The following is a 14,535-nucleotide window of genomic DNA, read 5'->3' as shown; positions in this document are numbered from 1 at the left end:
ATGACCAAGCCCCTGCCCGCGATCGTGCTCATCGGGCACGGCATGGTCGGCCAGCGCTACCTGGAGGCGCTCGCCGAGCGCGGTGCCACCCGGACCCACCGGATCACCGTGCTCTGCGAGGAGCCCCGGCCCGCCTACGACCGCGTCCACCTGACCTCGTACTTCTCCGGCAGCACCGCCGAGGACCTGTCCATGACCCCGCCCGGGTTCATGACGGAGCACGGCATCGCGCTGCACCTCGACGACCCCGCCGAGCACATCGACCGGGCCGCCCGCACCGTCACTTCCCGCTCGGGGCGGGTGTTCCCCTACGACGTCCTGGTCCTGGCCACCGGCAGCTACCCCTTCGTGCCGCCGGTCCCCGGCAAGGACGCCCCCGGCTGCTTCGTCTACCGCACCATCGAGGACCTCCTCGCCATCGAGGAGTACGCGCAGGGCCGAGCCAGCGGTGCCGTCGTCGGCGGCGGCCTGCTCGGGCTCGAAGCCGCCGGCGCCCTGCAGGGGCTCGGGCTCGCCACCCGCGTGGTGGAGTTCGCCCCGCGCCTGATGCCCGTCCAGGTCGACGAAGGCGGTGGCGCCGCCCTGCTGCGCACCATCGAGTCGATGGGCCTCACCGTCCACACCGGAGTCGGCACCCAGGAGGTGCTGACCGGCGAGGACGGCCACGTCAGCGGCATGCTGCTGTCCGACGGATCCGCCGTCGACACCGACCTCGTCGTCTTCTCCGCCGGCGTCCGCCCCCGCGACCAGCTGGCCCGCGCCTGCGGCCTGGACGTGGGCGAGCGCGGCGGTGTCGCCGTGGACTCCCGCTGCCGCACCTCCGACCCGCACGTCTACGCCATCGGCGAGTGCGCGCTGGCCTGCGACGGCCGGGTCTACGGCCTGGTCGCCCCCGGCTACGAGATGGCGGAGACCGCCGCGGACGACCTCCTGGGCCGCGAGAAGGAGTTCACCGGCGCCGACCTGTCCACCAAGCTCAAGCTGCTCGGCGTGGACGTGGCCTCCTTCGGCGACGCCCACGGCGCCGCCGAAGGCAGCCTCGACGTGGTCTGGTCGGACTCCCGCTCCGGGGTCTACAAGAAGCTGGTGGTCTCCCCGGACGGGGTCCTGCTCGGCGGCGTTCTCGTCGGCGACGCGGACTCCTACGGCCTGCTGCGCCCGCTCACCGGCAGCGTGCCGCCCGTCGCGCCCGAACAGCTCGTCCTGCCGGCCGGTGTCGGCGCGCCCGTCGCGCTCGGCCCCTCCTCGCTCCCCGACGACGCGGTGATCTGCTCCTGCCACAACGTCACCAAGAAGGCGATCACCGCCTGCGCCACCCTCCCCGAAGTGAAGAAGTGCACCAAGGCGGGCACCGGTTGCGGCAGCTGCGTCAAGGTGATCGGACAGCTGCTTCCCGCCACGACCGACAAGGGCCTGTGCGGCTGCTTCCCCTTCAGCCGCGCCGAGCTCTACGAGATCGTCCGCACCCGCCGGCTGGCTTCGTACCGGGACATCCTCGACGGCCACGGCCGCCCCGAGGCCCGCGGCGGTGAGGGGTGCGAGGTGTGCAAGCCCACCGTCGGCTCGATCATCGCCTCGCTCGCCCCGGTCCTCGGCGCGAGCGGCTACGTCCTGGAAGGGGAGCAGGCCGCCCTGCAGGACACCAACGACCACTTCCTCGCGAACCTCCAGCGCAACGGCTCGTACTCGGTGGTCCCGCGCATCCCCGGCGGTGAGATCACCCCGGACAAGCTGATCGTGATCGGCGAGGTGGCCCGTGACTTCGGCCTCTACACGAAGATCACCGGCGGTCAGCGGATCGACCTGTTCGGCGCGAGCGTCGACCAGCTGCCGCGGATCTGGGCCCGGCTCGTCGACGCCGGGTTCGAGTCCGGTCACGCGTACGGCAAGGCCCTGCGGACGGTGAAGTCGTGCGTGGGGCAGACCTGGTGCCGCTACGGGGTGCAGGACAGCGTACGGATGGCCATCGATCTGGAGCTGCGCTACCGGGGGCTGCGCGCCCCGCACAAGCTCAAGTCCGCGGTCTCGGGCTGCGCCCGCGAGTGCGCCGAGGCCCAGAGCAAGGACTTCGGGGTCATCGCGACGGCCGGCGGCTGGAACCTGTACGTGGGCGGCAACGGCGGGGCCACCCCGCGCCACGCCGACCTGCTGGCCCAGGACCTGTCGGACGCCGAGCTGGTCCGGCTGATCGACCGGTTCCTGATGTTCTACATCCGCACCGCCGACCGCCTGGAGCGGACCTCGACCTGGCTGGAGCGGCTGGAGGGCGGCCTGTCCCACCTGCGGGACGTGGTCGTGCACGACTCGCTGGGGCTGTGCGCGGAACTGGAGGCGCTGATGGCCGACCACGTGGCGCACTACCGGGACGAATGGGCCGAGACGCTCCAGGACCCGGAGCGGATGCGGCGGTTCGTGTCCTTCGTGAACGCGCCCGGAGCCCCCGACCCGACCGTGAAGTTCGTCCCCGAGCGCGACCAGGTCAAGCCCGACCTGGTCGTCCTGACCCTAGGAGGAGCCGTCCGATGACCGTGGAACTGAGGGTGGCCGAAGGCTGGCTGACGGTGTGCGAGCTGTCCGCGCTGATCCCCGGGCGCGGGGTCGCGGCCCTGCTGCCCGACGGGAGCCAGGCGGCCGTGTTCGTCGACCGCGCGGGCCGCCCGTACGCCATCGGCAACCAGGACCCCTTCACCGGCGCGCACGTGCTGTCGCGGGGGCTGCTGGGCAGTGCGTCGGGCCGGCCGTTCGTGGCCTCGCCGCTGCTCAAGCAGCGCTTCGACCTGGAGTCGGGGCGCTGCCTGGACGACGAGGAGGTGGCGGTCCGGACCTATCCGGTGCGGACCGCCGCGACCTCGTAGCCGGCATCAGCCCTCGATGGCGGCCGGGTCCATCCAGACGTACTCCCACACGTGGTGGTCCAGGTCCTCGAAGGCGCGGCCGTACATGAAGCCCATGTCCATGGCGGGCCGCGGTTCGGTGGCGCCCGCCGCGAGGGCGGCCTCGACGATCTCGTCGACCTTGGCGCGGCTGTCCGCGCTGAGGGCGACCATCACCTCGGTGGTCTTCGCGGCGTCGGCGACCGGCTTGGTGGCGAACCCGGCGAACTTCTCCTCGGTCAGCAGCATCGCGAAGATGGTGTCGCTGATCACCAGGGAGGCGGCGGTGTCGTCGGAGAACTGCGGGTTGAAGGAGTAGCCGAGCTTCTCCCAGAAGGCCCTGGCGGCGGCCAGGTCCTTGACCGGCAGGTTGACGAAGATCATCTGGGGCTGGGACATCTCGGTCTCTCTTCTCTCGTCTCCGGCGCGGTGGCCGCTGCTTTCGAGGGGTAGACCGGGGGCGGGAGGGAAACTCATCGCCCCGGCCCGAAGTTCTCCGGAGTTTCCCGTCGCCGCTCCACCCGGGGAGAAGACGCCGCAGGTCAGGCGACCGAGCGCAGCTCCAGGGCGGCCAGCGGGACGAAGCCGAGGCCGTCCTCGGCCCGCAGGGAGGACCGGTCGCCGCCGAGCCGCTTGTGCAGGGCCAGCGCGATCCGCTCGCCCTGGTCCTTGGCCCGCTGGGCGTTCGGCCCCCGGTGCCGTCCGTCGACGGCCGCGTGCCACAGCTGGACCCAGCGGCCGAAGTCGGCGGCGGTCAGGGCCCGCGCCGAGTGCAGGGCCGCGTGCGGGGCGAAGGCGTCCCGGCGGTAGTCGGCGGTGCGGAAGAGCGCCCGCTCCCAGAAGTCGGTGATCCGGGGCAGGTGGGCCTCGAGGTCCGTGCCGGCGATCTCGGTGAAGAAGGGCCCGAGCCGGGGGTCGGCGAAGGCGGCCGTGTAGAAGCGGCGCAGCACGACGGCGAGGTCGGCGCGGCCCGTGATGTCGTCGGCGACGGCGAAGTGGTTCATCGCTCCACCATCTTTCCCCATGCGGGCCCGCTCCAGGGGCAGAGGTCCCGCAGTTCGTCCCCTCGTGCCCCCGTGCGCCCCTCGGGTTCCGAAATCCACGCCGGGGGGATTGAACCTGACCGGTCGCTCCCGCGTAATGAGGAGTTGGCGCCCCGGCCACGGGCGCCTCCTAGGTTCCTCGACGCGTGCGACCCCGCGTCCGACCGGCCGCGGGGCCTTCCTCCCACAGGAGTGACCGTGGAACGTCGTACCTTCCTGCGCGGCGCGGTGATCGGTTCGTCGGCCGCCGCCTTCGGCGGAACGCTGATGCACGGGGCCGCCTACGCGGCGCCCGCCCAGCCCGGCGCCGGACCGTACGGAGCACTCGGCGCGGCGGACGCGAACGGCATCCAGCTGCCGGCCGGGTTCACCAGCCGGGTCGTCGCCCGCTCCGGCCAGACCGTCAGCGGCACCTCGTACACCTGGCACAACGCCCCGGACGGCGGCGCGTGCTTCGCCGACGGCACGGGCTGGATCTACGTGTCGAACTCGGAGATCAACCCCTCCGGAGGCGCGAGCGCGATCCGCTTCGCCTCCTCGGGCGCCGTGACGGGTGCCTACCGGATCCTGTCGAACACCCGGCAGAACTGCGCGGGCGGCAAGACCCCGTGGAACACCTGGCTCTCCTGCGAGGAGGTCAGCCTCGGCTACGTGTACGAGACCGACCCCTACGGCGTGAACGCGGCCGTCCAGCGGCCCGCGATGGGCCGCTTCAAGCACGAGGCCGCCGCCGCCGACCCGGTCCGCAAGGTGGTCTACCTGACGGAGGACGAGACGGGCGGCTGCTTCTACCGCTTCGTCCCGACCACCTGGGGAAACCTTTCCTCGGGCACCCTCCAGGTCCTCAAGGCCGGTACCGCCTCATCCGGTTCCTTCACCTGGGCCGACGTCCCGGACCCGGACGGCTCCCCGACCGCGACGCGCAGCCAGGTCTCCGGCTCGAAGAAGTTCAACGGCGGCGAGGGCTGCCACTACGCGAACGACACCGTCTGGTTCACCACCAAGGGCGACAACCGCGTCTGGCAGCTCAACCTCACGAACAACACGTACGAGCTGGCCTACGACGACTCGCTGGTGCCGGGCGGCGCGGCCCCGCTGACCGGTGTCGACAACGTCACCGGCTCCTCATACGGCGACCTGTACGTCGCCGAGGACGGCGGCACCATGGAGATCTGCGTGATCACCCCGGACGACGTGGTGGCGCCGTTCCTGCGGATATCGGGGCAGTCCTCCTCGGAGATCACCGGCCCGGCCTTCTCCCCGGCCGGGGACCGGCTCTACTTCTCCAGCCAGCGCGGTACGAGCGGCAGCTCGTCGGCCGGCATCACCTACGAGGTGCGGGGCCCGTTCCGCACCTGAGGCGCACCGCCGCGGCCCCCGGCGCTCAGCCGGGGGCCGGGGCGTCTCACGAGGCCGCGGCGCCGCCCTTGAGCAGCGCCGCGCCCAGCGGGGTCACGGTGTGCAGGACCGCGTTGCCGTGCCGCAGGGTCGTCACCAGGCCCGCCTCGCGCATCACGCAGGCGTGCTGGCTGGCCGAGGCCAGCGAGACCCCGGCCCGGCGGGCCAGTTCGCTCGTGGTGGCGCCGTCGCCGATCGCCCGCAGCACCACCGAGCGGGTGTGCCCCACCAGCTTGCCCAGCGTGCGCTGGCGCTGCTCCTCGACGTGCACCGGGCGCGCCGCCTCGCCGCCCGCGGGGGCCGAGGCCAGGTGCGAGGCGGCCGGGTAGACCAGCACCGGCGGCAGCTCCGGGTCGTGCAGGGTCACGGCGGTGCGCCGGCAGAAGAAGGACGGCTGGAGCAGCAGCCCGCGCCCGCGCAGCCGTACGTCCCGGTCGACCGGGTAGTCGCATTCGAGCACCGGGGCCCGCCAGCGCAGCATCGGCGGCAGCGAGGCGAGCAGTTCGTCCGCGCCGCCGTCCAGCAGGGCCCGGCCGCGCGCGGCCCGCTCGGCCTCTATTTGGGCCTGGATGTGGGTCCAGTAGGGCTCCACGGCCGCCCGGTGGTAGGCGCGCAGCTCGCCGAGGAGCCTCGGCAGGTGCTTGGTGCCGCCGTCGATGAACTCCCGCAGCCGCGCCGCGGGCGACGCTCCGGTTCCGCCGCTCGCCACCGCGCCGGCGCCGGTGCCCGCGCCGGGCCCGCCGCCGAGCAGCACGAGCTCGCGCCGCAGCCGCTCGGGCCGTATCCCGCGCAGCGCGTCGAGCGCCACGTCCCACCCGTACTGCCCTTCCACGGGCGTCAGGAAATCGGGAAAATATCCGCGCGTCGGTATGAGCATGCCGAGCATGCGTGTTTCACCATTCAACCTGCTTCGCGTTTCCGTCCGCCATTCACCGAACAACCGGGCATCACGCCGGTCCCTTAACCGGTGAAAGCTGAGAATCGTTTCCCACAACGCATCGGGACGCCCTGCCATCCGTACGCGTGCCAGGTCCACTCCAGTGAAATGGATACGCAGCACCGAACCCCCACCTGTGCAACCGCAATCCCCCCGCCCCATGAGTATGCATGCCGTCACACGTGGTCACCACGCCCTTTCGGCCACAGTTGAAACCCCTTTCGGCAGGAGCGTGACAACCGAAATCCTGTACTCCGCCGGGCACACTCCGATGCGACCGAAACGCTCCGCGAAGGCCGTGGGGGGCTTTGCGGGGCCTGGCGGTCGGTCGCACGGGAAGCGCCGACGTGCCCGGCAGAATGACAGCGGCGGTGGACGGGTGGGGATCCGTCCACCGCCTGCTGGCGTAAAGATTTGTTGAACACAAAAAAATAGGCGCGCCCACCCGCGGGCAGTCAGGGAACCCGGGGGTGGGCGCGGTCCGTGGGGCCCCTCGCGGGGGCCGGGGGTCAGCGGCTGTCGCTGCCCTTCGACTCGGCGGCGGCGCGGCCGGCCTCCAGGCGCGCGACCGGAATCCGGAACGGCGAGCAGGAGACGTAGTCCAGGCCGACCTCGTGGAAGAAGTGGACGGACTCGGGGTCACCGCCGTGCTCGCCGCAGACACCGAGCTTGAGGTCGGGGCGGGTGGCCCGGCCCTGCTCGACCGCGTGGCGGACCAGCGAGCCCACGCCGTCCTTGTCGATGGTCTCGAAGGGCGAGACCCCGAAGATGCCCTTCTCCAGGTAGGCGGTGAAGAAGCTGGCCTCGACGTCGTCGCGGGAGAAGCCCCACACCGTCTGGGTCAGGTCGTTCGTGCCGAAGGAGAAGAACTGCGCGGCCTCGGCGATCTGGCCGGCCGTCAGGGCGGCGCGCGGCAGCTCGATCATGGTGCCGATGGAGAGCTTGAGGTTGGTGCCGGTGGCGGCCTCGACCTCGGCGATGACCTGGTCGGCCTCCTCGCGGACGATCTCCAGTTCCTGGACGGTGCCCACGAGCGGAATCATGATCTCGACGCGCGGGTCGCCCTTGGCGTTCGCGCGCTCGGCCGCGGCCTCGGCGATCGCCCGCACCTGCATGGCGAACAGCCCGGGGATGACCAGGCCGAGACGGACGCCGCGCAGACCCAGCATCGGGTTCTGCTCGTGCAGCTTGTGCACGGCCTGGAGCAGGCGCAGGTCGTTCTCGTTGGCGTCCTTGCGGGACTCGGCGAGGGCCACGCGCACCGACAGCTCGGTGATGTCGGGGAGGAACTCGTGCAGCGGCGGGTCGAGCAGGCGGACGGTGACGGGCAGGCCGTCCATCGCCTCGAACAGCTCGACGAAGTCCTTCTTCTGCAGCGGCAGGAGGGCACTGAGTGCCTCCTCGCGCTCCGAGTCGGTGTCCGCGAGGATCAGGCGCTCGACCATCTCGCGGCGGGCACCGAGGAACATGTGCTCCGTACGGCACAGGCCGATGCCCTGGGCGCCGAAGCGGCGGGCGCGCAGCGCGTCCTCGGCGTTGTCGGCGTTGGCGCGCACCCGCAGGCGGCGGACCCGGTCCGCGTAGGCCATGATCCGGTGCACGGCGGCGACCAGTTCGTCGGCGTCGTCGGCGCCGGCGTGCATGCGGCCCTCGAAGTACTCGACGACCGGGGAGGGTACGACGGGTACCTCACCGAGGTAGACCTTGCCGGTGGAGCCGTCGATGGAGACGACGTCGCCCTCTTCGATGACCGTGTCGCCGACCGTCATGCGGCGGCGCTTGGTGTCGACGTCGAGCTCCTCGGCGCCGCAGACACAGGTCTTGCCCATGCCGCGGGCTACGACGGCGGCGTGCGAGGTCTTGCCGCCGCGCGAGGTCAGGATGCCCTCGGAGGCGATCATGCCGTCCAGGTCGTCCGGGTTGGTCTCGCGGCGGATCAGGATGACCTTCTCGCCCGAGCGGGACCACTTGACGGCCGTGTACGAGTCGAAGACCGCCTTGCCGACGGCCGCGCCCGGGGAGGCGGCGATGCCGCGGCCGAGCAGCGTGGTCTTGGCGTCCTCGTCGAAGCGCGGGAACATCAGCTGCGCCAGCTGGGCGCCGTTGACGCGCTGCAGGGCCTCGGCCTCGTCGATCAGGCCCTGGTCCACGAGCTGGGTGGCGATCCGGAAGGCGGCGCCGGCGGTGCGCTTGCCGACACGGGTCTGGAGCATCCACAGCTGGCCGCGCTCGATGGTGAACTCGATGTCGCAGAGGTCCTTGTAGTGGGTCTCCAGCGTCTCCATGATCGTCATGAGCTGGTCGTACGAGGCCTTGTCGATGGTCTCCAGGTCCGCGAGCGGCACGGTGTTGCGGATGCCCGCGACCACGTCCTCGCCCTGGGCGTTCTGGAGGTAGTCGCCGTAGACGCCCTGGTGGCCGCTGGCGGGGTCGCGGGTGAAGGCGACGCCGGTGCCGGAGTCCGGGCCCAGGTTGCCGAAGACCATGGAGCAGATGTTGACGGCGGTGCCCAGGTCGCCGGGGATGCGCTCCTGGCGGCGGTAGAGCTTGGCGCGGTCGGTGTTCCACGAGCTGAAGACCGCCTCGACGGCGAGGTCCAGCTGCTCGCGGGCGTCCTGCGGGAACTCGCGGCCGGCCTCCTTCGCCACGATCTTCTTGAAGTGCTTGACCAGCTTCTTCAGGTCGGCGGCGTCGAGGTCGGTGTCGACGGTGACCTTCTTGGCCGCCTTCGCGTCGTCCAGGGCGTCCTCGAAGAGCTCGCCGTCGACGCCGAGGACGGTCTTGCCGAACATCTGGATGAGGCGGCGGTAGGAGTCCCACGCGAAGCGCTCGTTGCCGGCCTGGGTGGCGAGCCCCGTGACGGACTCGTCGGAGAGGCCGATGTTGAGGACCGTGTCCATCATGCCCGGCATGGAGAACTTGGCGCCGGAACGGACGGAGACCAGCAGCGGGTCGTCCGACTGGCCGAGCTTCTTGCCCATCTTCGTCTCGAGGGCGGCAAGGTGGGAGCTGACCTCGTCGCGCAGCTCGGCGGGGGCCGTGCCGCTCTCGAGGTAGACCTTGCAGGCCTCGGTGGTGATGGTGAAGCCGGGAGGGACCGGCAGACCCAGGTTGGTCATCTCGGCGAGGTTGGCTCCCTTGCCGCCGAGAAGGTCCTTGAGGTCGCGGTTGCCCTCGGTGAAGTCGTAGACGAACTTCTGATCTTTGTTTTCCGACACGGGTCTCGACTCCTCGAGGCTCGGTGGCTGCCCTGACGGCCAGGAACATACCCAGATCGAAGGCTTCTGGGTACGTCCACTTGGTCGTCATACGGCTGTAACCACCCGTGCGCCAGCGGTTCGAAAGTAACTCATGGGTAATCAGAAGGTACGAAGAGCCTTCACCTCCCGAAGGGAGAGGTGCCTTCTGAGGCGTAAAGCCGCTCCGATGAGCGATCATCGATACATTTGCGTTCAACTCTTGAACGCAGAAAGGGTGGCACCCAGTGCCACCCTTTGAAAGTCTTATCCGTGACTTCTGCGCTCATCTGAGCGAAACCCCTCCCATGCGTGGCGTATATCACGCGACACGGAGGGCGATATGTCAGCCTCCGGACGTGTCCAGTTCCGCTTCCTCGCTGATGCCCGCACAGTCGTACGGGTCCTTCAGCCAGCCCTCCGGCAGGACAACCCGGTTGTTTCCGGACGTCCGGCCCCGGGGACCGTCCGCGCTCTCCGGCCACGCCTGATCCAGATCCAGCTCGCTCAGATGAGCGTCCAGCTCGGCCAGGGAGGAGGTGACCGCCAGCTTCTTGCGCATCTCGGAACCGACCGAGAAGCCCTTGAGGTACCAGGCGACGTGCTTACGGAAGTCGATCACCCCGCGCGTCTCGTCGCCGATCCACTCACCCAGCAGCTGGGCGTGCCGGTGCATGGTGGCCGCGACCTCGCGCAGCGTGGGCTTGTGGAAGTCCTCCGGGCGGCCCTCGAACGCGGCCACCAGGTCGTTGAACAGCCACGGCCGGCCCAGGCAGCCGCGCCCCACGACCACTCCGTCGCAGCCGGTCTCGCGGACCATCCGCAGAGCGTCCTCGGCGCACCAGATGTCGCCGTTGCCGAGGACCGGGATCTCCGGCGCGTGCTCCTTGAGCCGCGCGATGGCCTCCCAGTCGGCGGTGCCGCCGTAGTGCTGGGCGGTGGTGCGCCCGTGCAGCGCAATCGCGGTGACGCCCTCCTCGACGGCGATCCGCCCGGCGTCGAGGTAGGTGAGGTGGTCGTCGTCGATGCCCTTGCGCATCTTCATCGTGACCGGGAGGTCGCCGGCGCCGGCGACGGCCTCGCGCAGGATGGCGCGCAGCAGGTTCCGCTTGTACGGGAGCGCGGAGCCGCCTCCCTTGCGGGTGACCTTGGGGACCGGGCAGCCGAAGTTGAGGTCGATGTGGTCGGCGCGGTCCTCTTCGACGATCATGCGGACCGCCTTGCCGACGGTCACCGGGTCGACGCCGTACAGCTGGATCGAGCGGGGCTTCTCGGTCTCGTCGAAGTGGATCAGCTGCATGGTCTTGTCGTTGCGCTCGACCAGGGCGCGGGTGGTGATCATCTCGCTCACGAACAGCCCCTTGCCGCCGGAGAACTCGCGGCAGAGGGTGCGGAACGGGGCGTTGGTGATGCCGGCCATCGGCGCGAGCACCACCGGGGGCTGCACGGTGTGCGGGCCGATCGCGAGCGGCGGGGGGAGCGTGGTCATCCGCCCATTGTCCCGCATGCCGAGGGGGTGCGGCGGACGTAGCATCGCGGCATGACCGAGCCGAGCCAGCCGAGCCGCCGGCAGGGCGTGCTCGTCCTGGCGATCTGCTGCATGAGCCTGCTGATCGTCAGCCTCGACAACACCGTGCTCAACGTCGCGCTCCCGTCGATGCGCCGTGATCTCGACGCCTCGGTCGCCGGGCTCCAGTGGACCATCGACGCCTACACCCTCGTGCTGGCCTCGCTGCTGATGCTGGCGGGCTCCACGGCCGACCGGATCGGCCGCCGGAAGGTGTTCGTCGCCGGCCTGCTGGCCTTCACCGCCGGCTCCCTGCTGTGCTCGCTCGCCCCCAGCCTCGACTGGCTCATCGTCTTCCGGATGGTCCAGGCGATCGGCGGCGCGATGCTCAACCCGGTCGCGATGTCGATCATCACCAACACCTTCACCGATCCCGCCGAGCGCGCGCGGGCCATCGGCGTCTGGGGCGCGGTCGGCGGCGTCTCCATGGCCGCGGGCCCCCTGATCGGCGGTGTCCTGGTGGACACCGTCGGCTGGCGCTCGATCTTCCTGATCAACCTGCCGATCGGGCTGGCGGCGCTGGTGCTGACCCTGCGCCACATCCCCGAGTCCCGGGCGGCCCGCCCGCGCCGGCCCGACCCGGTGGGGCAGGTCCTGGTCGTGGCCCTGCTCGGCAGTCTGACGTACGGGATCATCGAGGCCCCGGCCGCCGGCTGGCGCTCGCCGCTGATCACGGGGTGCGCGGTGGTGGCCGTCGCCTCGTTCGTCGGGCTGCTGGTCTACGAACGGCGGCGCACGGAGCCGTTGATCGACCTCCGGTTCTTCCGCAGCGCGCCGTTCAGCGGATCGACCGTCATCGCGATCAGCGCCTTCGCGGGACTGGCGGGCTTCCTCTTCCTGAACACGCTCTACCTCCAGGACGTGCGGGGGCTCAGCGCCCTGCACGCGGGGCTCTACATGCTGCCGATGGCGGCCCTGACCGTGGTGTTCGCGCCGGTCGCCGGGCGCCTGGTGGGCTCCCGCGGGCCCCGGATCTGCCTGCTCATCGCGGGCGTGGCGATGGCGGCCAGCGGGCTGCTCTTCGCGCTGTTCGAGGCCGAGACCTCCAACCCGCTGCTCTTCACCGGCTACGTGCTCTTCGGGTTGGGCTTCGGCATGGTGAACGCACCGATCACCAATACGGCGGTGTCCGGGATGCCGCGTTCCCAGGCGGGTGTCGCGGCCGCCATCGCCTCCACCAGCCGGCAGACGGGCGGCACGCTGGGCGTCGCGGTCATCGGTTCGGTGCTGGCCGCGGGGCTGGCGGGCGGCTCCGACTTCGCCGGGGCGGCCCAGCCGGCCTGGTGGATCATCACCCTGTGCGGGCTGGCGGTGCTGGTCGTGGGCGCGGTGACGAGCGGCGGCTGGGCCCGCGCGACGGCGGAGCGCACGGCCCGCAGCCTGCAGGACCCGGTCGGCCCCGCCGCGGTGAAGGAGTCGCCGCGGTGAAGGGGTCGCCGCGCGCCTGACCGTACGGCCGGCCCCGCGAAGACGCCGTCCTCGACCTCGTCGAGGGCGGCGTTCGTCTTGCGAGGCGGCCTCCTCCGCGGGCGTGACGGCCACGTGCGGCCCGGCGGCGGGCCGGGCCCCCGTGGTGTTCGGCGAGGCCCCCCGCCCTTCAGGTCGTTCACGCTGCCGCCACCCTGACGAGTGACAGATATTGAAATCTGTCACTCGTCATGTCACTCTCGTTGCATGACGAAGAACGAGAGCACTTCCGGCAACCGACTCGGCAACCCCGGCAGCGGCAGCGACGCCGGCGACCACGTCCCCTCCGAGCGCCCCGCCCGCGGGGGCGCCGCCCGGCGTCGGCTGGGCACCACCGGGCCGTCCGTCTTCCCGCTCGGCCTCGGTTGCATGGGCATGTCCGCCCTGTACGGGGAGGCCGACCGCGCCGAGTCCGTGGCCACCATCCACGCCGCCCTGGACGCGGGCGTGACCCTGCTCGACACCGGCGACTTCTACGGCATGGGCCACAACGAGCTCCTGATCAACGAGGCCCTGCGCACGGCGCCCGCCGCGGCCCGCGAGCGGGCGCTGACCAGCGTCAAGTTCGGCGCCCTGCGCACCGTCGAGGGCGGCTTCACCGGCTATGACGGGCGGCCCGAGGCCGTCAGGAACTTCCTGGCCTACTCGCTCCAGCGGCTCGGCCGCGACCACATCGACGTCTACCGCATCGCCCGGGTGGACCCGGACGTCCCGATCGAGGAGACCGTCGGGGCCATCGCCGAAGCGGTCGAGGCCGGGCACGTGCGCCACATCGGCCTGTCCGAGGTCGGCGCGGAGACCCTGCGCCGGGCGGTGGCCACTGCCCCGATCGCCGATCTGCAGATCGAGTACTCGCTCATATCCCGCGGCATCGAGGCGGAGATCCTGCCGACCGCCCGCGAGCTCGGAGTGGGCCTGACGGCGTACGGGGTGCTGTCCCGCGGCCTGATCAGCGGCCACTTCACCCGCGACCGCGCGCTCGCACCCGGGGACTTCCGAGGGATGAGCCCGCGCTTCCAGGGCGGGAACCTCGACCGCAACCTCGACCTGGTCGACGCGCTGCGCAAGGTGGCGGACGGCAAGGGCGTGAGCGTGGCGCAGACCGCCATCGCCTGGGTGCTCTCGCGCGGTGAGGACATCGTGCCGCTGGTCGGCGCCCGGCGGCGGGACCGGCTGGCCGAGGCGCTGGGCGCCCTGGACATCACCTTGAGCACCGCGGATCTGGCCGCCATCGAGGAGGCGGTGCCCGCCGGCGCCGCCGCGGGCGAGCGGTACCCGGCCGCGCAGATGGCCCATCTCGACAGCGAGCACTGAACGGGCGGTACGGTCGACCCATGCCACCCGCTGCCGCCGAGCCCCTGACCCCCGAGCGCATCCTCGAGACCACCGAGGAGGTGCTGCGCCGCTTCGGCCCGACCAAGGCGACGGTGGTGGACGTGGCGCGCGCGCTGGGCGTCAGCCACGGCAGTGTGTACCGTCACTTCCCGTCGAAGGCGGCCCTGCGCGAGGCCGTCACGGACCGCTGGCTCGCCAAGAGCGTGGTCGCACTGGAGGAGATCGCCTCGGCGCCCGCCGAGAGCGCCCCCTCCAAGCTGGAGTCGTGGCTGGAAGCGCTGTTCGAGGCGAAGCGCCACAAGGCGGGTGACGATCCGGAGCTCTTCGCGACCTACATCGTGCTCTTGGACGAGAACAGTGACGTGGTGGAACGGCACCTGAGCGAGCTGATCGACCAGCTGGCCCGAATCATCGCCGAGGGGGTCGCGGCGGGCACCCTCGCGGCCGAGGACGTGCCGGGCGCCGCCCGCGCCGTCTTCGACGCGACCGGCCGCTTCCACGATCCGCTGTACGCGGCCGACTGGCTCTCGCCCACGATCTTCACGGAGTTCGAGGCGGTCACCGCTCTGATCATCCGGGGCCTGCGCGCCTGACGCGGGCGCCGGCGTCCGGAAGCGCTCACGCTCACTCCGGACACCTTGCTCCTCACACCGATGAGGCCCGCGCTGATCACGCCCAA

11 protein-coding genes are annotated in these 14,535 nt (G+C 71.3%); 6 read left to right on the top strand and 5 right to left on the bottom strand.

The window, feature by feature from the left end:
- Together nirB and nirD are read left to right on the top strand one after the other, a co-directional pair.
- Nucleotides 1-2,526 carry a nitrite reductase large subunit NirB gene (gene nirB, locus AC07FY_RS00730; protein ID WP_478998747.1) on the top strand — a complete coding sequence of 842 codons (2,526 nt, stop codon included), beginning with the start codon at nucleotides 1-3 and terminating at the stop codon, nucleotides 2,524-2,526.
- A complete protein-coding gene (gene nirD / locus AC07FY_RS00725) occupies nucleotides 2,523-2,855 on the top strand; it encodes a nitrite reductase small subunit NirD (protein WP_478998745.1) in 333 nt (110 codons plus the stop codon). Before nirB ends, nirD begins: the two co-directional genes overlap by 4 nt.
- A gap of 6 nt (nucleotides 2,856-2,861) precedes the next feature.
- On the opposite strand, the gene AC07FY_RS00720 is transcribed toward nirD, so the two are convergent.
- Nucleotides 2,862-3,272 (bottom strand): VOC family protein, encoded by a 411-nt coding sequence (locus AC07FY_RS00720; RefSeq protein ID WP_478998743.1) that lies wholly within the window; start codon nucleotides 3,270-3,272, stop codon nucleotides 2,862-2,864.
- 143 nt (nucleotides 3,273-3,415) lie between these two features.
- The gene (locus tag AC07FY_RS00715; RefSeq protein ID WP_478998741.1) at nucleotides 3,416-3,877 is read right to left on the bottom strand and encodes a group III truncated hemoglobin; all 462 of its coding nucleotides are present in this window, start codon (nucleotides 3,875-3,877) and stop codon (nucleotides 3,416-3,418) included.
- A gap of 237 nt (nucleotides 3,878-4,114) precedes the next feature.
- Here AC07FY_RS00715 and AC07FY_RS00710 point away from each other — a divergent pair, with 237 nt between their 5' ends.
- Nucleotides 4,115-5,275, top strand: coding sequence for an alkaline phosphatase PhoX (locus tag AC07FY_RS00710; RefSeq protein WP_478998740.1), 1,161 nt, complete (start codon nucleotides 4,115-4,117; stop codon nucleotides 5,273-5,275).
- 46 nt (nucleotides 5,276-5,321) lie between these two features.
- On the opposite strand, the gene AC07FY_RS00705 is transcribed toward AC07FY_RS00710, so the two are convergent.
- From AC07FY_RS00705 to dusB, 3 genes are all read right to left on the bottom strand, one after another.
- Nucleotides 5,322-6,374, bottom strand: coding sequence for an ArsR/SmtB family transcription factor (locus AC07FY_RS00705; RefSeq protein ID WP_478998738.1), 1,053 nt, complete (start codon nucleotides 6,372-6,374; stop codon nucleotides 5,322-5,324).
- Between the two features lie 386 nt (nucleotides 6,375-6,760).
- Nucleotides 6,761-9,469 carry a pyruvate, phosphate dikinase gene (gene ppdK / locus AC07FY_RS00700; RefSeq protein WP_478998736.1) on the bottom strand — a complete coding sequence of 903 codons (2,709 nt, stop codon included), beginning with the start codon at nucleotides 9,467-9,469 and terminating at the stop codon, nucleotides 6,761-6,763.
- 364 nt (nucleotides 9,470-9,833) lie between these two features.
- A complete protein-coding gene (dusB, locus tag AC07FY_RS00695; protein WP_478998735.1) occupies nucleotides 9,834-10,994 on the bottom strand; it encodes a tRNA dihydrouridine synthase DusB in 1,161 nt (386 codons plus the stop codon).
- Nucleotides 10,995-11,027: 33 nt separating this feature from the next.
- On the opposite strand from dusB, the gene AC07FY_RS00690 reads away from it, so the two are divergent.
- The 3 genes from AC07FY_RS00690 (at nucleotide 11,028) to AC07FY_RS00680 (ending at nucleotide 14,449) form a co-directional block, all read left to right on the top strand.
- Nucleotides 11,028-12,482: an MFS transporter gene (locus tag AC07FY_RS00690; protein ID WP_478998733.1), complete on the top strand. Its 1,455-nt coding sequence runs from the start codon at nucleotides 11,028-11,030 to the stop codon at nucleotides 12,480-12,482.
- A gap of 408 nt (nucleotides 12,483-12,890) precedes the next feature.
- Nucleotides 12,891-13,835 carry an aldo/keto reductase gene (locus AC07FY_RS00685; RefSeq protein WP_478999800.1) on the top strand — a complete coding sequence of 315 codons (945 nt, stop codon included), beginning with the start codon at nucleotides 12,891-12,893 and terminating at the stop codon, nucleotides 13,833-13,835.
- A 20-nt stretch (nucleotides 13,836-13,855) separates the two neighbouring features.
- Entirely contained in the window at nucleotides 13,856-14,449 is a 594-nt protein-coding gene (locus AC07FY_RS00680; protein WP_478998731.1) for a TetR/AcrR family transcriptional regulator, read from the top strand.
- Nucleotides 14,450-14,535: the final 86 nt, after the last annotated feature.

The organism is Streptomyces sp. NPDC045967 (genome assembly GCF_056430495.1).
Note: the sequence above shows the minus strand (reverse complement) of the source record. Positions and strands in the feature narration are given on the sequence as shown.

Bases quoted from the DNA above. Each gene is read 5' to 3' on its own strand.
- nirB (WP_478998747.1), top strand. From the start codon at position 1: ATGACCAAGCCCCTGCCCGCGATCGTGCTCATCGGGCACGGCATGGTC.
- nirD (WP_478998745.1), top strand. From the start codon at position 2,523: ATGACCGTGGAACTGAGGGTGGCCGAAGGCTGGCTGACGGTGTGCGAG.
- AC07FY_RS00720 (WP_478998743.1), bottom strand. From the start codon at position 3,272: ATGTCCCAGCCCCAGATGATCTTCGTCAACCTGCCGGTCAAGGACCTG.
- AC07FY_RS00715 (WP_478998741.1), bottom strand. From the start codon at position 3,877: ATGAACCACTTCGCCGTCGCCGACGACATCACGGGCCGCGCCGACCTC.
- dusB (WP_478998735.1), bottom strand. From the start codon at position 10,994: ATGCGGGACAATGGGCGGATGACCACGCTCCCCCCGCCGCTCGCGATC.
- AC07FY_RS00690 (WP_478998733.1), top strand. From the start codon at position 11,028: ATGACCGAGCCGAGCCAGCCGAGCCGCCGGCAGGGCGTGCTCGTCCTG.
- AC07FY_RS00685 (WP_478999800.1), top strand. From the start codon at position 12,891: ATGGGCATGTCCGCCCTGTACGGGGAGGCCGACCGCGCCGAGTCCGTG.
- AC07FY_RS00680 (WP_478998731.1), top strand. From the start codon at position 13,856: ATGCCACCCGCTGCCGCCGAGCCCCTGACCCCCGAGCGCATCCTCGAG.